Here is a 22,944-nt window from a genome sequence, read left to right as displayed (position 1 = left end):
GTGCTATTAAGAAGCTAGGTCGTAGGAATTAGGGGTTAGGGAGTTTGAAGTTTTGTGATTATAGCATTCAACATTTTTGATATTTCGGAGGTTTTTTCAATTAGAATTTTAAATTTTTCAGAACTAAGGTAACTTAAATTTTTTGAAATAATCAATTGGGTTTCCAGCTCAGCACAGCTACCTCTTGCAATTTTCAAAAACTGAAGATAATCGCTGGTAGATCTTCTGGAATGTCCTTCAGCAATATTGGACGGAACTGAAATTGACGCTCTTCGAATCTGGCTAGTAAGTCCATATAGTTCTTCTTTTGGAAAAATAGTGGTCACTGAATAGATTTCAGTAACGAGATCTACAGATTTGTTCCAGACAATTAATTCCATATAATTTCCCATATGTATTTCCCTATTCGTTGATTACTAAATCCTAATCCCTATTTCTTACTCTCTAAATTTTACATCCTTGATATTAAGATAATGAGTGACATTGCCTTTCCAGTGATTTTCTTCCAGGGTAAAAGCAAGATCAAAGTTTTTATTTTTAAAATCATCAACAAACTGTCCCAGCTTGAACCCGACACATTCAATATTTCGTCCTGTAGATTCCTGTTTGATATAAAACTTCAGATGATTATTATCTTTTCCCATTGTTTTTACATAGCCGGAAAGTTTCTGATTCGTTAGTGTAAAAATAGGTTTCATATTATGCGGTCCAAATGGAGCCAGTTTTCGGTGGAAATTGATAAACTCTCTGTTGATTTCATCTACTTTAATCTCTGTATCAATCGTAATAGAAGGTTCTTTCTGATGATCTTTGATTTTTTCCGAAACAATTCTTTCAAATTTTTCTTTGAAGGCAGCAAACTTCTCTTTCTCCATCGAAAGTCCGGCCGCAGCATGGTGTCCCCCGAATTTAAGGAAATATTCAGAACACATATCAAGAGCTTCGTGTACGTCAAAATCAGAAACAGATCTTGCGGAAGCTACCATTTCTCCGTTATTACCATCGGTAAATACGAGTGTCGGTTTATAATACGTTTCAATAAGTCTTGACGCTACAATACCAATCACTCCTTTATTCCATTCCGGATGATAAACAATAGTAGTATGCTTGGTTTCCTGCTGGGATTCTATGATCTGATTCAGGGCAGAAAGAGTGGAATTCATATCCAGTTCACGCCTTTCATCGTTGAGGTTCATGATATCATTCACAATCTGATTGGCATGTTTCAGATTATCAGAAACCATAAGCTCTACAGCTGCTTTACCATGGGAAATTCTTCCGGCAGCATTAATTTTAGGAGCGATTTCAAAAACAATATTGGAAATTTCAAAATGAGAAAGCTTATCCTCAGGAATCAATAATCTTAAACCAAGATTTCTGGTCTTTCTGAGGGTTTTTAATCCCATTTTAGCCAGAACCCTGTTTTCTCCTGTCATTGAAACAATATCTGCAGCAATGGAGATTGCCAGAAGATCTGTCAGCTCAAATAATTCTGCTTCCGGTAATTTATAAATGGTATTAAGTCCCTGACAAAGTTTAAAACCAACGCCACATCCTGACAATTCCTTGAAAGGATATCTGCAGTCACTTCTTTTAGGATCAAGTACAGCCGCAGCATTAGGAATCTCTTCACCCGGAAGGTGATGGTCACAGATAATAAAATCGATGTCCAGATTACGGGCATAGTTGATCATATCAAGGGCTTTGATTCCACAGTCCAGAGCAATGATTAATGAAAAACCATTTTCTTTGGCAAAATCAATTCCTTCGGTGGAAATTCCATATCCTTCAGAATTTCTATCCGGAATATAATAATCCAGATATTTTTTCTCAACAATTTTGCTGAGATAAAGGTACATCAAAGCAACAGCTGTGGTTCCGTCCACATCATAGTCACCATATACCAATATTTTTCTCCATTTTCAATGGCGGTGGCAATACGCTCTACAGCCTTTTGCATGTCTGCCATTAAAAACGGATTGTGTATATCGTTAAGGTTGGGTTTGAAGAATTCTCTGGCCTTTTGATAATTGTCAATTCCCCTTAGAACGAGGATTTTAGATTCAAAAGTACCAAAACCAAGTGACGAACTTAGTCTGTCAACAACTTCCTCATCGGGTTCAGGCTTGTAAATCCATTTTTGACTCATTTCACAAAAATAAGGAAAAAAGTTCTAAAAGCGTCTTTAAAAATCAGCAAATTAGATTTTAAAATAGGTGGCATAAGGATGAGAAAATTGATACTTGTTAGTTAAATTGATCAGAATAATTATATTTTTATTCATTTTAAAAATGATCTCTGTAGGAAAATTATATTCATTCAAAATATATGTATCACACGTTTCTATGATTGTTTTGTTTAAAATAAACGGTAAGAACTTTCGGGTTTCTTTCTAATAATAAAAAAATAACATTCAATGCGGATATTAGGAGAATTTTTGACTTAGTAATTGTTAAAAAATGTTATCTTCGTGCTCCAAATTTTAAATGACTATGAAAAAAATTATGCTAAGCCTTATGTCATTTGGGGCTATGTATTCGATCAATGCACAGAAGATTAACCTTGGAAAAGCTGCCGGGATGGTTTCAAATGGCGCAAAAGCCTTAACATTTACCAACGAAGATGCTATTAAATTATCCAAAGAATCAGTAGACTGGATGGATAAAAACAATCCTGTAGCAGGACCTAAAGATCCATATACTGTGAGACTGAACAAGCTGTTTGGAAAACATAAATCTCAGGATGTTCTGAACCTGAATTATAAAGTTTATAAAGTAAAAGATATCAATGCGTTTGCCTGTGCTGACGGAAGTGTACGCGTATTCTCTTCATTAATGGATATTATGACTGATAATGAATTGCTTGCTGTAATCGGACACGAAATCGGCCATGTAAAGAATCAGGATACCAAAGATGCTATGAAATCAGCCTATCTGAAGGCGGCTGCATTAGATGCTGCATCATCAGCTTCGTCAGCTGTATCTACCCTTAATGAAAGCCAGATAGGAAAGATGGCGAATGCCTTTTTAGATGCTTCGCATAGTAAAAAGCAGGAGTCTGAAGCAGATACTTATTCATATGACTTTATGAAAGCTAATAAATATGATGTAGTAAGTGCTTATACGGCTTTTAAAAAATTAGCTTTACTTTCAGAAGGAAGTACACAGACTAATTTTGAAAAAATGTTCAACTCTCACCCCGACAGCAACAAAAGAGCAGAATCTATCAAAAAGAAAGCAGAGAAAGAAGGTTTATGGAAAGATCCGGGAACTGTAGCGTTACCCACAGCTAAATTGACGAAATAATTATTTTATTTATTGTTTAAACGAAAATACCTCAAAGCATTGCTTTGAGGTATTTTTATATAAATTTTAATGTTGTTCTGATTAAGAATACATTTTTTCTCTTAATTCTTTTACCTTTTTATCAGCAAGGTATTCGTCATAAGTCATTTCTCTGTCAATGATTCCGGTAGGAGTCAGTTCAATGATTCTGTTACAGACTGTTGAAAGCATTTCGTGGTCATGAGATGCCAGTAAAAGATTTCCTTTGAAGTTAGATAAAGAGTTGTTCAAAGTTGTGATACTCTCAAGGTCTAAGTGGTTGGTAGGTTCATCCAATAAAAGAACATTAGCTTTCTGAAGCATCATTCTACTGAACATACATCTCATTTTTTCACCTCCGGAAAGTACTTTACAAGATTTCAAAGCCTCATCTCCTGAGAACAGCATTCTTCCTAAGAATCCTCTTACGAATTCTTCGTGACGCTCTTCATCGTTCTTTGTAAACTGTCTCAACCAGTCAACCAGGCTTAGGTCTTCCTGGAAGAAGTTGGTGTTGTCCAAAGGCATGTGAGACTGATTGGTAGTAACTCCCCATGCAACCGTACCTTTGTCCGCTTCAACATTTCCAGCCAGAATTTCGAAAAATTCTGTAATGGCTAAAGAGTTTTTGGAAAGTACAGCTACTTTATCTCCTTTTTTAAGATTTAAATCAACATTAGAGAATAATAATTCTCCGTCTTTTGTTTTCTCAAGACCTTTTACATCAAGGATCTGATCTCCTGCTTCTCTCTCCATTTCGAAAATAATAGCAGGATATCTTCTTGAAGAAGGTTTAATATCGTCAATATTTAATTTGTCGATCATTTTCTTTCTTGCAGTTGCCTGTTTTGCCTTAGCAACGTTAGAGCTGAAACGTGCAATGAAATCCTGAAGTTCTTTTTTCTTCTCTTCAGCTTTCTTGTTGGCCTGAGCTCTTTGTCTTGTTGCCAATTGAGAAGCCTGGTACCAGAAAGAATAGTTACCTGTATATAGGTTAAGCTTAGAATAATCAAGGTCACCAATATGGGTACAAACCGTATCAAGGAAGTGACGGTCGTGAGATACAACAATTACCGTGTTTTCATAATCAGCAAGGAAGTCTTCCAGCCATGAGATGGTGTCAATGTCAAGGTCGTTGGTAGGCTCATCCAGAATCAATACATCAGGGTTTCCAAAAAGTGCCTGAGCCAAAAGTACTTTTACTTTGTCTTTGTTCTCAAGTTCACTCATCAGCTGCCAGTGCATATCATCCGTAATTCCTACGTTAGAAAGCATAGTCTGAGCATCAGATTCGGCAGTCCAGCCACCCATCTCATCATAAATTACACCTAATTCTCCGGCTTTAATACCGTCTTCGTCAGAGAAATCTTCCTTTGCGTATAACGCATCCATTTCCTCTTTTATCTCAAATAATTTCTTATTACCTCTTAAAACAGCTTCAAGAACCGTAAATTGATCGTATGCAAAGTGATCCTGCTCCAAAACTGACATTCTTTTCCCTGGTTCCAGAGATACATGCCCTGTTGTAGGATCCTGCTTTCCTGTTAGTATTTTCAGGAATGTAGACTTTCCCGCACCGTTTGCTCCGATGATCCCGTAGCAGTTTCCTTTGGTAAACATAATATTTACCTCGTCAAAAAGAACTCTTTTCCCGAATTGTAAAGATAAGTTAGATACTGTTAACATATAGTTTTGTAAATTTGGCGCAAAAATACGAAAAGAATTTGGGTATTTTGTAATAATATAATAGTCAAGTTTTTAAATGTATGGTATTTTTTATATATTTCATTAACGAAATTTTAAAATGATGAAGATTGAGAAAACAGTTAGCATATTAAATAAGAGAGCCCGTTTTGAATATGAAATTCTCGAAGAATACGAAGCCGGAATGGTTTTGACGGGTACGGAAATAAAATCTTTACGTTCATCCAAAGCATCCATTACAGAATCCTTCTGTCAGTTTATTGATGGGGAATTGTACATCATCAACATGATGATTGATGAGTATAAATTGGGAACTTTTTACAATCATAAAACAAAAAGGGAACGGAAATTGCTCTTGCACAAAAAAGAATTACAAAAACTTGAAAAAAAGTTGAAGGATGCCGGGAACACCATAATACCTTTAAAATTATATATCACTGACCGAGGGAAAGCAAAGGTGCTGATAGCGCTTGGTAGAGGGAAAAAACTTTTCGATAAAAGAGAGGCGATAAAAGATAGAGAAAATAAACGGAACCTCGACAGAATATTAAAGAAAAGTTAAAAATCATTTGAAAAACTTTGTATATAAAGAAAAATTATATTTATTTTGCATTATCAATTATTTAATCATTTAATTCTATGAAAAATCTAAAATTAGGAATTTCAGCATTGGCGCTTACTGTTGCCTCTACTGTTTTCGCACAGACTACCAACAATCCGTGGTTAATCGGAGTTGGTGCTCATGCTGAAAACCACGTAGCAGCAAGAGGTAACTTCAGTAATACGTTCTCTGCTAACAATTTGACAAAAAGTATGTTCAATGTGAACAACTTTTCTATTACACCTCCACTATCTAAGTTAACAGTTGCTAGAAACGTTGGAAAAGGTTTAGTAATTGACTGGCAAACTTCTGTTGGAAATGTTGAAAACAAAAGATTCAACATGGGGAAAGAATTTTTCCTAATGACAGGTCTTGGTTTCCAGGCTCACGCTGCAGGTCTTTTATGGAACGAAGAATCTTGGTTTGATCCATATTTAAGAGTTGGTGCTAACTACTTAAGACATGATTATACAGCTCTTACTTTCCCTAGAACATCTGTTGACGCTAACGGTAACGCAATCGAAACTGTAACAAACGGTAAGGATGGTAACGAAAATGGTAAAGCTAATCACTTTACTGTAGCTACAGGTGCTGGTGCTAACTTCTGGGTAACTAAGAACTTCGGTCTTGGTATTCAGGGAGATTATGTATCAACTCCAGGTGATAAATCTACTGTTGCTAACTTCTGGCAAGCTTCTGCTTCTATCTTATTCAGATTTGGAAACAGAGATAGAGATAAGGATGGTATCCTAGATAAAGATGACCTTTGTCCAGATACTCCAGGTTTACCAGAATTCCAAGGATGTCCTGATACTGACGGTGACGGAGTTCCAGATAAAGACGATCAATGTCCAGAAGTGGCTGGTCCAGTTGAAAACAACGGATGCCCTTGGCCAGATACTGACGGTGACGGTGTAATCGATAAAGATGACGCTTGTCCTACAGTAGCAGGTCCTGCTGAAAACAACGGTTGTCCTTGGCCAGATACTGACGGTGATGGTATCTTAGATAAAGATGATGCTTGTCCTACTGTTCCAGGTCTTCCTGAATACAACGGATGTCCTAAGCCGAAAGAAGTAACAGCTACTGATGTTGAAAAGAACCTTAAGAGCGTATACTTCGATTTCAACAAAGCTACAATCAAGCCTGAATCTAAAGGAGCTTTAGATACTGCTGCTGAAATCATTAAGAAAGATGGAGGTAGATTCCTATTAGTTGGTGAAACTGACAAAAAAGGAAGTGATGCTTACAACTTGAAATTATCTAAAGAAAGAGCTGCTTCTGTAGTTGCTGCTTTAGATGCGAGAGGTGTAGATATCAACGCATTAAAATCAGTAGGTATTGGAGAGCAAAATGCTAAAGTTGCAGAATCTGCTTCTGATGCTGAAAGACAAGCTGATAGAAAAGTAACTGTTAGATACATTGGTGATGACAGTGAGTGGAACAAATATCAGAAATCTGATGTTGTAGCTCCAGCGAAAAAAGCTACTAAGAAAGCTACTAAAAAAGCTCCAGCTAAGAAAAAAGCTGCTGCTAAAAAGAAAAAATAATTAATTTTTCTAAATAATGAATACCTCCAATTTGATTGGGGGTATTTTTTTTTGTGGACTTTTGAGTAATTTTGTTGGAAATATAAAAATTAAAATGGGAAGAGCATTTGAATATAGAAAAGCTTCTAAAATGGCCAGATGGGACAAGATGGCCAAAACATTCTCTAAAATTGGAAAAGATATTGCTTTAGCAGTGAAAGCTGGCGGAACAGATCCGGAATCCAATCCTGCATTGAGAAGATGTATCCAAAACGCAAAAGGGGCGAATATGCCTAAGGATAATGTTGAAAGAGCAATTAAGAAAGCAAGTGGTGCAGATGCAGAAAACTATGAAGAAATCACTTATGAAGGTTATGGGCAAGGTGGTGTTGCTTTTTTTGTAGAATGCACTACGAACAACACTACAAGAACTGTAGCTAATGTAAGAGCTGTTTTCAATAAGTTTGATGGTAACCTTGGGAAAAATGGTGAGCTGGCATTTATCTTCGACAGAAAAGGTATTTTCACAATAGATTTAGCCCAGATTAAAATGGATTGGGATGATTTCGAAATGGAAATGATTGATGGAGGTGCAGAAGATGTGGAAAAGGATGAGGAGGAAGTAATGATCACTACAGCTTTTGAAGATTTCGGTTCTCTATCTCACAAATTGGATGCGCTTGGAATTGAAGCAAAAAGTGCAGAACTTCAGAGAATTCCAAACAATACAAAAGAAGTAAATGCAGAACAGTTCAAGGCTAATATGAAAATGCTTGAGCGTTTCGAAGAAGATGATGACGTGCAAAACGTTTACCACAATATGGAAATCACAGAAGAGCTGATGAACTCTTTATAAAAAATAACATAGCATTCATATACAGTTAATTTTCAATTAGTTTCTTTGTACAAAACTATGAAAAGAAACGTTGAATTAGTTGTTATATCGGATGTTCATTTGGGAACTTATGGATGTAAGGCTAAAGAATTGTTGAGATACCTCAATTCTATCCACCCTAAAACATTAGTTTTAAACGGTGATATTATTGATATCTGGCAGTTTAAAAAGTCTTACTTCCCTAAACCTCATTTGAAGGTAATCAGAAAGATTATTTCACTGGCTACCAAAAACACAGATGTTTATTACATTACAGGCAATCATGATGAAATGTTCCGTAAGTTCACAGATTTTGAGCTGGGAAAACTTAAAGTCTGTAATAAAATCTGTCTGAACATAGATCAGAAAAAAACCTGGATATTTCACGGTGATGTTTTCGATGCATCCGTCCAGCATTCCAAATGGATCGCCAAACTCGGCGGAAAAGGTTACGACCTCCTTATTATTATCAATAATGTTGTAAATTGGTTCTTAGAAAAAATGGGTAAAGAAAAATACTCGTTTTCCAAAAAGATCAAAAACAATGTGAAAAAAGCAGTAAAATATATCGGTGATTTTGAACTTACTGCTTCTGAGCTGGCCATTGACAATCATTATGATTATGTCGTTTGCGGACATATCCACCAACCGCAGATCCGTGAGGTTGTTAATAAAAAAGGATCCTGTACTTACCTGAATTCCGGTGACTGGATTGAAAATCTGTCCGCTTTAGAATATCATGATAAAGAATGGAAGATTTTTTATTACGATGAGCATAAGCATTTGCTGAAAGATGATGAAGCTGAAGAAATTCCGGAAATGGATAATTCTGCTCTTTTAAAAATTGTAACCAACTTTTCCTAAATGAAGGTTTTGTATGCATTCCAGGGTACTGGAAACGGACATGTTGCCCGAGCACAGGAAATTATTCCTCTTCTCAAAAAACATGTGTCTGTTGATACCTTGATCAGTGGGCACCAGTCGCAATTAAAGGCTGATTTTAATATTAATTTTCAACATAGAGGTATTTCTCTTCTTTATAATAAAACAGGCGGTTTATCCTACCGAAAAACATTTACAGAAAATAAATTCTTTGAAGCTGTTAAAACCATCAGAGAGCTGGAGCTGTCACAATATGATTTGATTATCAATGATTATGAACCTTTGACAGGTTGGGCTTCCAAACTGAAAAAATTTCCCATGATAGAACTCAGCCATCAGGCTTCCATGAGTTTTGTGGAAACACCCAAACCAGAAAAAAAAGATTTTCTGGGAGAAATGATTTTAAAATATTACGTTCCCAGCCAAAGAAAAATCGGTTTTCATTTTGAAAATTATCATCCGCAGATCAAAAAACCTGTAATCAGGAGAAAGATCAGAAATCTGAACCCTTATAAACAGGGATATTATCTGGTCTATCTTCCCAGTTTTGCAGATGAGAATATCATTAAGGTTTTAAGAAAAATTCCCGTGGAGTGGAAAGTGTTTTCAAAATACAGTAAAGTACAGGTCAAGGTAAAAAATGTGGAAGTATTTCCTATTGATGAAAGCCTGTATCTGAAATACTTTGAAGGCTGCGACGGAATTTTGTGCAATGCAGGTTTTGAAACTCCGGCAGAAGCATTATTTATGGATAAGAAACTATTTGTGATTCCCATCCACAATCAATATGAGCAGGAATGCAATGCATGTGCCCTTGACAAAATGGGAATCCGTAATTCCAAGGTTTTAAATCTTCAGGAAATTATGGAGTGGGTAGCGTCAGATCATCATCTCAGAGTAGATTATCCGGATGATATTGAAGACATCCTTCTTAATGAAGTTTTAATTCTTTAAAAAGATATCATCCACATCACTCATTCTCATCATTACAGATCTTGCATAGGAACAGTGCGGATATACTTTCCAGTTATTTTCTCTGGCAAATTTGATGGCTTCTTCCACTAAAAATTTTCCCATTCCTCTGCCTTCAAATTCGGGATGTACCAATACGAAAGAGATAATGAATTTATGGTCTTCCGGGAAAATAGTATAGGTAAGTCTTCCTACTTCTTTTGTTTCATTATTTAAAGTAAGAACACCGCCATTTCCGGATTTATTGTTTTCAAATTTCATGATTCAGGACTTTATTCTTCTATATACAAAAATTACACCGAGCTTTGCATAAGCAATAAGCAATAAGCAATAAGCAATAAGCAATAAGCAATAAGCAATAAATGTTTTCAAATTGATAACCATTCACTTGCGAAGCAAAATTGACCATAGATCTACCTAATTATCTTTCCCCGTATAATAGTTGTAGTCTTTGATAATCACATTGATAAACTGCCTTTCCGTCATTTTCGTAGGATCTATTTCCAGTTTCAGAATGCTTTTGATTTTTTCGGATAGTTTATTGATGATCTGGCGGTCATCTACTTTCAGAGCTTTGGTATAATTATTTTTGATGATTCTCATATCATTATCACTCAAAGCAATTACCTGAGGGAAAGAAGGAACATAATTTTCATGGATATTCTCCAGGATTGTATGAGAAATATTAATGTTGTTTTTTAGAGAGATAACGGCCGTTCCGGAAGCAATGTCACCCAAACGCTGATTATTTTTAGAAACAATCATAGAAATAAGTCCTACTACTCCGGCAAATGAAACATCTACAATTCTGAAAACCCACCGGATCATATAATCTGCGAAACTAGCCTGATAACCGTCAATTTTCACTACTTTTATTTTCATGAGTTTTTTACCGGGAGTCTGACCTTCCATTAAACTTTCCAACACAAGAGGATAAATATAAACAGGAAAGGTAAGAACAAGATAGACAGCCCGTATCGACCAGCCGTCAAGACCATCCAGAAGATATCCCAAATCAAGAATATTGAAGAACAGATACAGGATAATAACCACGTAGGCAATTCTGATCAGGAGATCAATAATGAAGGCAAGCATCCTTTCTCCTACGCCTGCAATATTAAAATTAATATTTACATTTTGTGAGGTATTTATCGCAATTTGAGACATATTTTTTATTATTTTAGCCTTAATAATTATGAGAGAAGTTTATTTCATTAAACAAAATAAAGAAAAATGGTTGGGAATCGAACAGGTTATTCAAGGGAAAATAAAAAAAAATCCTGATGACCTGTCCTCATTGTATATAAACCTGATCAATGATCTTTCTTTTGCCCAGACTTATTATCCCAAAAGCAATACTACTGTTTATCTGAACCATTTATCTGCCCAGATTTTTCAGAAAATTTATAAAACAAAAAGAGTAGAGGAGAACAGGCTGGTTTACTTTTTCAAAACTGAAGTTCCGTTGCTGATGTATCAATACCGGAGATATCTGATGTATGCCTTTCTCTTTTTCATTTTGTTTACATCAATAGGAGTGCTTTCTGCCATTTATGATAAAGGCTTTGTGAATATTATACTAGGGGAAGGGTATGTGAATGAAACGATCGAAAATATTAAAAATAATAATGCCGTAGGCGTTTATCAGAGCGGAAGCACTTGGGGAAGCACCATCGGAATTATCTTTAATAATATTCAGGTTGGAGCAAAATTATATATTTACGGAATTGCCGGGGGAGTGGGAACATTGTTCGCATTGCTTTCGAATAGTGTGATGCTGGGAGCTTTTCAATATTTCTTCTATGATTACGGAGCATTGAAAGACAGTGCAAGAGGAATATGGCTTCACGGGGTTTTTGAAATTTTTGCCATGGTAGTAGAAGCGATGTGCGGATTGATTCTGGGCGCGTCTATTTTATTTCCAAGAACATTTTCAAGATTTAACTCGTTTAAAAAAGGATTTAAAGATTCATTTAAAATATTTTAAGTACTGTCCCTTTCACTATTTGTGCAGGGATTATAGAAGGATATGTCACCAGACATGCATTGAAGATGCCTTTAATTTTAAACCTTATCATCATTTTTGGCTCACTTGCAATTATTGGATACTACTATTTTGTATATCCGTCTGTTGTTTACAAAAAAACTAATAAACACATCAATGATACAATTTTATAAAAAAAGAGATTTTGGAACTTTCATCAGTGACAGTTTCAATTTTTTCAAATTATACGGAAAGAATTATTTCAAAAACTATATTCTGATCAATGGCCTGCTTTTGATCTTAATGGTTACTGTTGTTATCTTCGGATATAAGGAACTGTTTTCACAGATATTCGGATCTAATCTTGGCGGTGAAACCTATTATTTTGAACAGTATTTTTCAGAAAATTCCGGAATGCTGATCACAGTAGGATTACTGACTTTCCTGCTTTTCATGATCCTGATGATTGTCAATTATCTGTATCCTGTTTTTTATTTAAAAAGAATTGCACAGGGAGCAGAAAAAATAAAGACTGATGAAATTCTCGGCGACTTTAAAAACAATGCCGGAAGAATTGGAAAACTATGTCTGGGAATGATCTTTATCGTTACTCCGGCAATCTTATTTGTAGTAGGTTTTTCTTATATCCTGATTTTTATTATTATCGGATTGTTTTTGATCCTGCTTCTTTATCCAACGATATTTAATTTTACTACCTTTCTGATGTATGATTATTTTAATTCGGACAGAGGTTTCTGGGGAAGCTTGAGCTATGCTTTACGTTCTCAGTTTTCTTACCCGAATGGAAGTGAAAAATCACCATACTGGAAATATTGGGGATCTGCATTTGTGATGTTTATTATTATGTATATGATAACATCTATATTCACATTTATCCCTATGATGTTTTTTTACGGATCCCTGCTTACCTCTACACCGGACGGAAATTTTGAGCAGAATCCTTTTACCGGAGCTGCCGGAATTGTATTTTTTGTATTCTATGGATTTTCTATGTTATTTTCATTTTTTCTTTCAAACCTGATGTATGTGAATGCAGGACTGATGTATTATGACAGCAGAACAGATCTTCACCAGAAAGTAGAATTGGCAGAAATAGATACGATTGGAATCAATGAATAAAATTATTTTTTTCATACTGCTTTTTTCTCACTTGGGCTGGTTCATGCTCAGGATGATAATTCCGATTCTGATGATCTGGTAGATTCACTATACACCACCGGACATTACAGAAATATGCTGCGTGCGGATTCTGTGCTGATGAAAAATCCGGTATCGGAGAATGAGGTGTATCCGAAAACATTCAAAGAAAATATTCCGTCAAGATATAAAGGAAATGAATTTGACTATTCCGTATCAAAACCGAGAGAATCTTTCTTTCAAAAGCTGATGCGAAAAATCAATCAGATTATACAGAGTATTTTTGGAGAAACAGCGTTCACTAAATCGGCAGAGCTGACCACGATCATTATTCGTCTGTTTGCAATTATTCTTGTCGGTTTTCTGTTGTATTTTATTATTAAATATATCATGGGAAAAGACGGGAATTTTATTTTTGGTAAAAAAAATAAAAAACTGGATCTCAATGTACAGGAACTTCATGAGAATATCCATGAAATCAATTTCCCTGAAAGTATCGCGAAATTTGAACACGCAGGAGATTATCGTTCCGCAGTTCGGTATCAATTCCTGTTTGTTCTTAAAAAACTGAGTGACAAAAAATTGATCAACTGGAATCCGGAAAAAACCAATAAGGACTATGCCTCAGAGTTAAAAGCTCATCATCTGAAGGGTGACTTCTCCAATCTGTCTTATATTTTTGATTATGTATGGTATGGTGAATTCAGAATTGAAGAAGAGAGCTATCAGAAATTTAAAAATCAGTATCAGGCATTTAAACCATAACTATAGTAACCATGAACAAAACTTTCAAAACATATGCTGTAATTTTCGTCATTGTGATGATTATTTTGGCGTTGCTTGAAGTTAACAAAAAAGAAACGACAGACTGGCGGAAGAATTTTGATATCAATGAGAAGTCTCCGTTTGGACTGTTTGTTTTTAATAATGAAGCGAAATATCTTTTTAAAAATAATCTTAAGAAGATTGAACAGGTTCCTTATGAATATTACAGCCAGCACAAAAAGGGAGCTCACAATATTGTAGTCATTGAAAATAACCTTGACGGTGAGTCATGGAAAAAACTTCTGTCTCAGATATCTGAAGGTTCAGATGCATTTCTGATGGTAACCCGCATGCCTAAAGAAATTTCTGATAGTATCGGATATTACGATTCTGAGATCTCTTTTGAAGAAGAAAATGTCCTGAAACTTACCGATAAAAAATTTCAGAATGATTTTATTAAATTAGATAAATTTCCATCGGGTAGAGGATTTTCCTTTATCAAACCTAAAGTGGAAGTACTGGGGAAAACAGTTGAGAAGAAGAATACAGATCAGGCCAATTTTATTAAAGTAAAGTTTGGTAAAGGACATATCTATGCTCATACAGAACCTCTTTTCCTGACGAATTATTATCTTCTGAAACCCGGCAATGTAAAATATGCACAGGATGTGTTTTCATATCTTCAGGATAGAGAAACCCTTTGGTTCGTATCCAACAAAAGTTCTGAATCACGCTTTTTCATGAGATTTATATTGTCAAATCCACCTTTAAAATATGCATGGTGGGTATTTTTAGGAGGACTTATTCTTTTTATCTTTTTTAGTGCAAAAAGGAAACAGAGGATAGTTCCTGTAGAAGAGCCATTAAGAAATACTTCCCTGGATTTTGTGAAAAGCATTGGAAATCTGTATCTTCAGGAAGGCGATTTTCATGATATGATGGCCAAGAAGGCGCAGTATTTTCTGAACAAAGTGAGAATGGATCTGTTGATAGATACTCAGAATTTAGATGAAGAGTTTACAAAAAAATTGCATCTGAAAACTGGTAAACCCTTAGAAATGATCAGTGAAGCAATAGTACTTATCAAAAAAGCCCAGGATCCTTACGCCAGTGTTATGAAGGAAGATCTTACAAGGATCAATAAGCTCCTTGATGAAATACTCAAATAATATAATAATAGAATAACCTAACCATATAACAGTTTTTCAATGCTAAAATGTCTGTTCGTTAGAACACATATAATTGTAGATAGTCATTGTTAAACTAGCAAATTAAAATTATTATGGAAAACTTTGATAACCCGAATATAGAAAACCAAAGCGCTATCAATCTTAACAAACAGGAAGAGCAATTTCAGTCGAGAATTGATATGATTGAACTTCGTGCGAGTTTAGAGAAAGTAAAATCTGAGATCGGAAAAGTAATTGTAGGACAGGAAAAAATGATTGAACATCTCTTGGCTGCATTACTTTCAAACGGACACGTGCTTATTGAAGGAGTTCCGGGAGTAGCAAAAACAATCACGGCAAAATTATTAGCCAAAACCATTGATGTAGGATTTAGCAGAATTCAGTTTACTCCGGATCTGATGCCTTCCGATATTTTGGGAACTTCTGTATTCAACGTGAAAAACTCAGAATTTGAATTTAAAAAAGGACCTATCTTCTCCAATTTCATACTGATTGATGAGATCAACAGATCGCCGGCAAAAACGCAGTCTGCCCTATTTGAAGTAATGGAAGAAAGGCAGATCACGATGGACGGTACACGGTATGCGATGGATGAACCTTTCCTTGTTATCGCTACACAAAACCCTATTGAACATGAGGGAACGTACCGGCTTCCGGAAGCTCAGCTGGACCGTTTTCTATTCAAAATCAATGTAGGATATCCTAATCTTGAACAGGAAATTGCGATCATTAAAAATCAGCACGAAAGTAAAAAAGAAGATAAAACAGAAGGAATCAATCGTGTCATCAGTGCAGAGCAGTTGAAAAACTATCAGCATCTGGTAAAACAAATCATTGTGGAAGCACAGCTGATGGAATATATTGCTAAGATTATCATCAACACCAGAGAAAATCAGTTCTTATATCTGGGGGCTTCTCCAAGAGCTTCACTGGCACTTCTGACAGCTTCCAAAGCATTTGCTGCACTAAGAGGAAGAGATTTTGTAACCCCTGAAGATATTAAAGAGGCAAGCTATGCTGTTTTAAGGCACAGAGTAATCGTTTCTCCCGAAAGAGAAATGGAAGGTCTTAGCGCAGATGAAATTATCCGTCAGATTTTAGAAGGAATAGAAATACCGAGATAGGGTAGTAGAAAGAGGGGCTTGGATCATCATTCCTAAAACCTTTCATCTGCAACCTGCCACCTAACCAATGAAAAACTTATACATCAATACACGTTTCTTTTTTACACTCATCGGAGTGGGGATCCTGTATGTCCTTGCATTTTTCTTTCCGGTGATGATGTGGGGAGCCCATCTTGCACTGTTGATCTGTTTTCTTGCAGCAATGGTAGATTTTCTGTTGCTGTTTAATCAAAAGAATGCCTTACAGGTTCAGAGAATTTTGCCTGAAAAATTGTCCAACGGAGATGAGAATTTTGTAAAAATCGATATTAAAAATAATTACAGCTTCACCATAGCCACTAAAATTATTGACGAAATTCCGTTTCAATTTCAAAAGAGAGATTTTCTGATTGAAAAGCAGATCGCTTCTGGAGGCAATACATTTTTTCAATACACATTAGAGCCTAAAGAAAGGGGAGAATATCATTTCGGAGGATTGAATGTGTATGCATCATCACCTTTGGGATTCGTCTCAAAAAGATTTATTTTTCAGAAAGATGCTATGCTTCCTGCCTATCCCTCTTTTATTCATCTCCGAAAATATGAGCTGATGGCTATTCAGAGTGAATTTTTATTGGGTGGAATCAAGAAAGTCAGAAAGCTGGGACACACCATGGAGTTTGAGCAGATCAAAGAATATGTTCCCGGAGATGATATCAGAACGATCAACTGGAAAGCAACTTCCAAGACCAACAGACTCATGGTAAACCAGTTTCAGGATGAAAAATCACAGCGTATTTTTATGTTGATCGATAAAGGAAGAACCATGAAAATGCCGTTCAATGGATTAAGTTTACTGGATTATTCCATCAATGCAACCATGGCACTTTCTCATATTATTTTGAGAAAAGGAGACAGAGCGGGAATGATGACTTTTTCCAAGAAAGCTGAAAATAAAATTGCTGCCGATAATAAATCCGGACAGTTGAAGAAAATCTCTGAAGCGCTTTATAATATTAAAACCGATTTCTTCGAGAGTGATTTCAACCGTTTGTATCAGGATGTAAAATATTCCATCAATCAAAGAAGCTTAATTCTGCTTTTTACCAATTTTGAAACTCTTGACGGATTGAACCGACAGTTGAAATATCTTCGCGGAATTGCTAAAAATCACTTGCTGGTAGTGGTATTCTTCAAAAATTCAGAACTGCAGACGTTGATCAACAAAAATCCTGAAAATATGCAGGAAATTTATGATGAAATTATTGCTGAAAAATTTGAATTTGAAAAGAAACTGATCATCCAGGAACTTCGTAAATACGGAATTTATACCGTATATACCCTTCCGGAAAATTTGAATATCGATGTTATCAATAAATATCTGGAGATAAAAGCGAGAGGAATTTTATAAAATATTTTAAATACAAATCAAAAAATAAAATGGAACTAAAAGAAAAGGCAGGTGCGCTGTTGAAAATAGCTGCCTTAAATGAAGGTGCAAAAGAATATATTCTTAACAATCCTGAGCTCTTTAAACTCTTACTGAAAGCAGCTAAAAGATATATAGGAGGCGAAAAAATGGAAGAAGCTATTGCCACTGCTAAAAGAATTAATGATAAAGGACTTCCAGCTTCACTAGAGTTTATGGGAGAAAGTACCCGTTCCGTGGAAGAATCAGAATCAGTAACTCAACATTTTTTTGATTTGATTAATAAAGTGAAAGAAGAGAATATCAATTCTATCATTTCTTTGGATTTATCACATATTGGTCTTGCAATTGATAAGGATCTTGCTTATAATAATTTAATGTCATTAGCAGAATCAGCTTACAAAAAAGATATTGAAATAGTGATTAGTGCAGAGGGTATTGATAGAACTGATGATATTATTAATACCTTTTGTAAAATATCGCCTGATTTTCCAAATGTTGGAATTACCCTGCAGGCATATTTAAACCGTACTCCAAAAGACCTTGAACGGATATTGAATGAAACACAAGGGAAAATAAGAATTGTAAAAGGTGCTTTTGCTGTTCCTCCGGGACATGCTGTAGAGAGAGGAAAACATTTAGACGATTTATATATTAAATATATTGAAACTCTTTTCCTTAAAAAGAGGAAATGTTCTGTTGCTACCCATCATAATATCGTTCAGAAGAGAGTTAAAGAGCTCATTGAACAATATGATATTCCAAAATCTAAATATGAATTTGAAATGTTACTGGGAATACAGGAAGATCTGTTGAATGAAATCTATAAAGAAGGTTACCCGTGCAGACAGTATATTGTGTATGGTGATGAATGGTATCTGTACATGTGTAACCGCATTGCAGAAAATCCGGATAATCTTTTTCAGGCTATGGTTGATATCATGTCTTAGCCTGAGGTTTACTCCATAAAGTTTTTTATATTTGAATAAGAATATAAAAAGAAATCTGAAATATAAACCCATACAATGAAAATTACACTCAACAGAATAAACGACGATTTTTTATTTAAATGTACAAACTCACAAGGAAATTCTATCCTTTTAGATAATACTTCCCAGCCGGGAGCCAAAGGAGTTTCCCCAATGGAAAGTGTACTGATGGCTGTAGCAGGCTGCAGCGGAATTGATGTGGTGTCTATTCTGAAGAAGCAACGTCAGGAAATTAAAAGCTTTCAGGCAGAAGTAGAAGGCGAAAGAGTGCAGGTAGAAGATGCAAAACCTTTTAAATCGATTAACGTTAAGTTCCTTTTGGAAGGAGAAATTGATCCTAAAAAAGCATTAAAGGCTGCAGAACTTTCTTTTGAAAAATACTGCTCTGTATCAAAAACGTTAGAACCGAATGTAGAAATCGGATACGAAGTGTATGTGAACGGAGAAAAAATTTAATCTCTTACATAAAATAGTAAAAAGCCGGATGAAACATCCGGCTTTTATATTACTCATTACCAATTCCTCATTGCTTATTAAAAGGTGAGTCTTGGTTTTATCAGTTTTGCCACTGTAGCTGTCCATCCTGTTTGGTGGGAAGCACCCACACCACGGCCATTATCTCCATGAAAATATTCAAAAAATGTAATATAATCTCTGAAGTGTTCATCATAATTGAACTTTGGATTACCTCCGTTGAAAGCTCTTTGTCCATGTTCATCCTTTAAAAATAGAGAGCAAAGCCTTTTACTTATATTTTGAGCCACTTCATCAAGATTTCTTTTATCACCACTTCCCGTTGGGAATTCTACTTTCAGGCTGTTCCCATAGTAATAATGGAAACGCTGAAGACTTTCCACAATCAGAAAATTGATTGGAAACCAAATTGGACCGCGCCAGTTGCTGTTTCCGCCAAACATACGGCTGTCACTTTCTGCAGGTGTATAGTAGACTATATTTTCAGACCCATGTACAGAGAAGACAAAAGGATTTTCCTCATATACCTTAGACATGGCGCGGATTCCGTAAGAACTCAGGAATTCATTTTCATCAAGCATTCTGGTCAGAACCTTTGTCAGTCTGTTTTTGCGGAGGATACTCATAAGGTGTTTTCGGCCTTGTCCTTCCTCATCCCAGTGAGAAACCAGTTTGGTCAACTCCGGCTTGTTCTTTAAGATCCACTCCATTCGGGTTCTGAAATTCGGCATCTTTTCCAGTAAGCGGTGGTCAACAATCTCAACAGCAAACATAGGAATCAAACCCACAATACTTCGTAATTTTAAAGAAACACTGTCTCCATTTCCTAGCTGTAGGACATCATAGAAGAATCCGTCTTCTTCGTTCCAAAGTCCTTTCGTTCCTTCGCCCAGGTTTTCCATAGCTTCAGCGATATAAAGATAATGCTCAAAAAACTTGATGGCCATATCTTCATATACCTGATAATACTGGGCAAGCTCCATTGCAATACGCATCATATTCAATGCATACATGGCCATCCAGCTGGTTCCGTCTGCCTGTTCAAGATGCTGCCCGTCCTTTAGTTCCATATTCCGGTCAAAAGCTCCGATATTATCGAGACCAAGAAACCCTCCACCAAAGATATTTTTTCCGTTTTTATCCTTTCGGTTCACCCACCAGGTGAAATTAAGAAGCAGTTTCTGGAAAACTTTCTCTAAAAATAATAAATCCGGTTTTCCGTTAGCTTTTTCATCAATTTTGAAAACACGGAAGCATGACCAGGCGTGTACCGGCGGGTTCACGTCACTCATATTCCATTCATAGGCTGGAAGCTGTCCATTAGGATGCATGTACCATTCCTTAGTAAGGAGCAAAAGTTGTCCCTTGGCAAATTCCGCATCAATGATGGAAAACGGAACACAGTGAAATGCCAGATCCCATGTGGCATACCATGGATACTCCCATTTATCGGGCATAGAAATAATATCCTTATTATGGAGATGATTCCATTCCGTATTTCTTACATATTCGTTGAAATTTCTTGGGGCTTCAAAGTTGGGATCACCTTTCAGCCATTTTCCAATATTGTAATGATAGAACTGCTTATTCCAGAGAAGTCCTGCAAAAGCCTGTCTCTGAACATTTCTTTCATCTTCATTAACGGTATCATTCTGAATTTCTTTGTAAAATTCTTCAGCTTCAGCCTGTCGCGTATTGAATATTTCATCAAACTTTTCAAAAGGCTCATCAGCTTCAGCCGGGCATAATCTGAATTCAAAAACTTTGGATTCTCCGGCACCAATAAGCTCATCAATCAGAAAAGAAGCTTTTGTCCCTTTCTTTGCGGGATTTATCGTATTCGTTTGATGGATAATATAATTATTGATTCCGTCTTTGAAATAAGTGTTTTCACCTGCAGGAGCTCCATAAAGCTTAGAATTGTTGGTTTCATTATCACAAAATACGCTTTGTGCATTGGTATTTCGGGAATAAAGTTTTTTAATGGAGATACTGTCGTGTCCAATATTGATACTTCCGTCATGAGAAGCATTAAGCTCTGCCTTATAGGTGTTGTATCCCCATTTCCAGTTATTTCTGAACCATGCTGTAGGTGCCACCACAATAGGTGCTTCATGCTGGCTTCGGTTACAGACCGTTACTCTGGCAAGAATATCATTGTGATCAGCCTTGCAATATTCAATGAAAATATCAAATATTCATCATTATCGAAAATTCCGGTATCGAAAATTTCATATTCCGGTTCCTTTTTACTGCGTCTTCCGTTTTCTGCAACAAGGTCATCGTAAGGAAATTCATTGATCGGATATTTATACACCATTTTCATATAGCTATGAGTAGGTGTATTATCCAGATAATAAAAGATTTCTTTGATGTCTTCCCCATGATTTCCCTGAGGATTGCTCAACCCAAAGAATCGTTCCTTTACCATTTTGTCTTTCTTGTTCCAGAATGAAAAAGCAAAACACAAAAGCTGCTTTATATCAGAAATTCCGGCAATACCTTCTTCTCCCCATCGGTAGGCATAGCTTTCTGCATTATTATGGTTGGTAAAATTCCAGGCATTCCCGTTCGGGCTATAATCTTCACGTACATTTCCCCACTGCCGGTTGCTTACATAAGGTCCCCAGTTTTTCCATTTGGTATCTTGTAATCTATCTTTTTCGGCGGTCATATCTCATCACTTTTCCATACGAAGTTAGTTTTTTTGAGAAGTAATTCCAATTTTTTTCATCTGAATAATTATTAATATACTCTTGGAATACTTGTATTTAAGGGCTTTTTTAAATATTAAAATAATTTTTTTTGAAATTAAAAGAAAAGAACTACCTTTGCACCATTCGTTCATTCAAATATTGAAAATGTTATCAAGAAAGGTTGAGGGATTAGACCCTATGAAACCTTAGCAACCCTTTGCGCAAGCAAAGAAGGTGCTACGTTCTACCAAAGTATTTTGGACAGATAACTCACTGAAGTTCTTTTCAGCCATTTCCTGTGGCATTTTCAATTGTATTAAAATTTAATAGAATTGAAAACAGAACTAAACTATATTAATCTTACGTATCAAACTTATTCCCAAAAGGAATACCATATCCCGTTGAGCTATCAGCTCTTTGGGAAAGATCTGTTTACAGCCCCAGTTATCTTAATCAACCATGCTCTTACCGGAAATTCAAACGTATCCGGAGAAAAAGGCTGGTGGAAACAGCTGGTGGGAAAAAATCAGATTGTTGATACTGATCAATATACCGTTCTGTGCTTCAACATACCAGGAAACGGATATGACGATTTTTTAATTGAAGATTATGAAGACTTTACTCCTTCAGATATCGCAGCGATATTTTTGAAAGGACTTGAAGCGCTACATATCAAAAACTTATATGCCATTATAGGAGGCTCTCTGGGAGGAGGGATTGCCTGGGAAATGCTTTCCAAGCAGCCGGATCTTGCAGAAATATTTATTCCCATAGCCTGTGATTACAGAACACACGACTGGCTTCATGCACAGTGTCTGGTTCAGAAATTTTTATTAAATGATAAAGAAGAACCATTACAGAAAGCGAGAATTCATGCCATGTTGTGCTACAGAACACCGCAGTCGCTCAATGACAGATTTCAAAACCAATATAACCAGGCCAAACAACGCCTGGAATCAGAAGACTGGCTGGTTTATCATGGTAACGCACTAAACGAAAGGTTTAGTTTAAAGAGTTACAAACTGATGAATCATCTCTTGATGAATATAAATGCTGCTGATACAGCACTGGAGAACATACAGGCACGAATGCACATGATCTCCGTAGATACAGACTTATTCTTCCCGGCTTCTGAAATCCGAATGTGCTTTGAAAACTTAAAAGAGAAAAATAAGGATGTGTCTTATCACGAGATCCAATCTATACACGGCCATGATGCCTTCCTAATGGAATATCAACAATTAAATAATATCATTAAAAACATTTTATAG

18 protein-coding genes, 3 pseudogenes and 1 riboswitch are annotated in these 22,944 nt (G+C 35.9%); of the genes and pseudogenes, 15 read left to right on the top strand and 6 right to left on the bottom strand.

The features are described 5' to 3' along the window. Window positions 1-35 precede the first annotated feature (35 nt). Both KBP46_RS12335 and recJ read right to left on the bottom strand, forming a co-directional pair. Window positions 36-380 carry a four helix bundle protein gene (locus KBP46_RS12335; RefSeq protein WP_253297030.1) on the bottom strand — a complete coding sequence of 115 codons (345 nt, stop codon included), beginning with the start codon at window positions 378-380 and terminating at the stop codon, window positions 36-38. A 57-nt stretch (window positions 381-437) separates the two neighbouring features. After that, window positions 438-2,149, bottom strand: a pseudogene (gene recJ / locus KBP46_RS12330) (single-stranded-DNA-specific exonuclease RecJ). 343 nt (window positions 2,150-2,492) lie between these two features. Between recJ and KBP46_RS12325 the strand changes: the two are divergent. Then, window positions 2,493-3,305 (top strand): M48 family metalloprotease, encoded by an 813-nt coding sequence (locus tag KBP46_RS12325; RefSeq protein ID WP_216443374.1) that lies wholly within the window; start codon window positions 2,493-2,495, stop codon window positions 3,303-3,305. A gap of 81 nt (window positions 3,306-3,386) precedes the next feature. Here the strand turns inward: KBP46_RS12325 and KBP46_RS12320 are convergent, their stop codons facing one another. Then, complete coding sequence (locus KBP46_RS12320; RefSeq protein WP_034694751.1) at window positions 3,387-5,009, bottom strand: ABC-F family ATP-binding cassette domain-containing protein; 1,623 nt, start codon at window positions 5,007-5,009, stop codon at window positions 3,387-3,389. A gap of 121 nt (window positions 5,010-5,130) precedes the next feature. Here KBP46_RS12320 and smpB point away from each other — a divergent pair, with 121 nt between their 5' ends. The 5 genes from smpB to KBP46_RS12295 all read left to right on the top strand — a co-directional run bounded on the left by smpB (window position 5,131) and on the right by KBP46_RS12295 (window position 9,867). Then, window positions 5,131-5,589 carry an SsrA-binding protein SmpB gene (gene smpB, locus KBP46_RS12315; protein ID WP_034694839.1) on the top strand — a complete coding sequence of 153 codons (459 nt, stop codon included), beginning with the start codon at window positions 5,131-5,133 and terminating at the stop codon, window positions 5,587-5,589. Window positions 5,590-5,666: 77 nt separating this feature from the next. Continuing rightward, window positions 5,667-7,178 (top strand): OmpA family protein, encoded by a 1,512-nt coding sequence (locus tag KBP46_RS12310; RefSeq protein ID WP_120232616.1) that lies wholly within the window; start codon window positions 5,667-5,669, stop codon window positions 7,176-7,178. A gap of 94 nt (window positions 7,179-7,272) precedes the next feature. Then, a complete protein-coding gene (locus tag KBP46_RS12305; RefSeq protein ID WP_034694756.1) occupies window positions 7,273-8,013 on the top strand; it encodes a YebC/PmpR family DNA-binding transcriptional regulator in 741 nt (246 codons plus the stop codon). A gap of 57 nt (window positions 8,014-8,070) precedes the next feature. Further along, window positions 8,071-8,895: a UDP-2,3-diacylglucosamine diphosphatase gene (locus KBP46_RS12300; protein ID WP_216443373.1), complete on the top strand. Its 825-nt coding sequence runs from the start codon at window positions 8,071-8,073 to the stop codon at window positions 8,893-8,895. Beyond that, window positions 8,896-9,867, top strand: coding sequence for a glycosyltransferase family protein (locus tag KBP46_RS12295; RefSeq protein WP_216443372.1), 972 nt, complete (start codon window positions 8,896-8,898; stop codon window positions 9,865-9,867). Here KBP46_RS12295 and KBP46_RS12290 read toward each other — a convergent pair. Together KBP46_RS12290 and KBP46_RS12285 are read right to left on the bottom strand one after the other, a co-directional pair. After that, window positions 9,856-10,146, bottom strand: coding sequence for a GNAT family N-acetyltransferase (locus tag KBP46_RS12290; protein WP_062673684.1), 291 nt, complete (start codon window positions 10,144-10,146; stop codon window positions 9,856-9,858). The two genes, KBP46_RS12295 and KBP46_RS12290, sit on opposite strands and share 12 nt — an antisense overlap. A gap of 156 nt (window positions 10,147-10,302) precedes the next feature. After that, entirely contained in the window at window positions 10,303-11,052 is a 750-nt protein-coding gene (locus KBP46_RS12285; protein ID WP_216443371.1) for an RDD family protein, read from the bottom strand. A 28-nt stretch (window positions 11,053-11,080) separates the two neighbouring features. Here KBP46_RS12285 and KBP46_RS12280 point away from each other — a divergent pair. From KBP46_RS12280 to KBP46_RS12245, 8 genes and pseudogenes are all read left to right on the top strand, one after another. Continuing rightward, window positions 11,081-12,063 (top strand): annotated as a pseudogene (locus KBP46_RS12280) (stage II sporulation protein M). Beyond that, window positions 12,047-13,009, top strand: coding sequence for a DUF4013 domain-containing protein (locus tag KBP46_RS12275; protein ID WP_216443370.1), 963 nt, complete (start codon window positions 12,047-12,049; stop codon window positions 13,007-13,009). The pseudogene KBP46_RS12280 and the gene KBP46_RS12275 overlap by 17 nt, the downstream one beginning before the upstream one ends. 114 nt (window positions 13,010-13,123) lie before the next feature. Beyond that, entirely contained in the window at window positions 13,124-13,792 is a 669-nt protein-coding gene (locus KBP46_RS12270) for a DUF4129 domain-containing protein (RefSeq protein WP_253297029.1), read from the top strand. Between the two features lie 11 nt (window positions 13,793-13,803). Beyond that, the gene (locus KBP46_RS12265) at window positions 13,804-14,961 is read left to right on the top strand and encodes a hypothetical protein (RefSeq protein WP_216443369.1); all 1,158 of its coding nucleotides are present in this window, start codon (window positions 13,804-13,806) and stop codon (window positions 14,959-14,961) included. Window positions 14,962-15,074: 113 nt separating this feature from the next. Beyond that, window positions 15,075-16,106 (top strand): MoxR family ATPase, encoded by a 1,032-nt coding sequence (locus KBP46_RS12260; RefSeq protein WP_216443368.1) that lies wholly within the window; start codon window positions 15,075-15,077, stop codon window positions 16,104-16,106. A 67-nt stretch (window positions 16,107-16,173) separates the two neighbouring features. Next, window positions 16,174-17,496 carry a DUF58 domain-containing protein gene (locus KBP46_RS12255; RefSeq protein WP_216443367.1) on the top strand — a complete coding sequence of 441 codons (1,323 nt, stop codon included), beginning with the start codon at window positions 16,174-16,176 and terminating at the stop codon, window positions 17,494-17,496. Window positions 17,497-17,525: 29 nt separating this feature from the next. After that, window positions 17,526-18,464: a proline dehydrogenase family protein gene (locus tag KBP46_RS12250; RefSeq protein WP_216443366.1), complete on the top strand. Its 939-nt coding sequence runs from the start codon at window positions 17,526-17,528 to the stop codon at window positions 18,462-18,464. A 75-nt stretch (window positions 18,465-18,539) separates the two neighbouring features. Next, window positions 18,540-18,959 (top strand): OsmC family protein, encoded by a 420-nt coding sequence (locus KBP46_RS12245; RefSeq protein ID WP_216443365.1) that lies wholly within the window; start codon window positions 18,540-18,542, stop codon window positions 18,957-18,959. 77 nt (window positions 18,960-19,036) lie between these two features. Here KBP46_RS12245 and KBP46_RS12240 read toward each other — a convergent pair. Continuing rightward, window positions 19,037-21,651, bottom strand: a pseudogene (locus KBP46_RS12240) (glucosidase). A gap of 187 nt (window positions 21,652-21,838) precedes the next feature. Next, window positions 21,839-21,945: riboswitch (SAM riboswitch) on the top strand. A 60-nt stretch (window positions 21,946-22,005) separates the two neighbouring features. On the opposite strand from KBP46_RS12240, the gene KBP46_RS12235 reads away from it, so the two are divergent. After that, window positions 22,006-22,944, top strand: coding sequence for an alpha/beta fold hydrolase (locus KBP46_RS12235; protein ID WP_062673704.1), 939 nt, complete (start codon window positions 22,006-22,008; stop codon window positions 22,942-22,944).

Source organism: Chryseobacterium sp. PCH239 (genome assembly GCF_018924625.1).
In the GTDB taxonomy this organism is placed as follows: domain Bacteria; phylum Bacteroidota; class Bacteroidia; order Flavobacteriales; family Weeksellaceae; genus Chryseobacterium; species Chryseobacterium cucumeris.
Note: the sequence above shows the minus strand (reverse complement) of the source record. Positions and strands in the feature narration are given on the sequence as shown.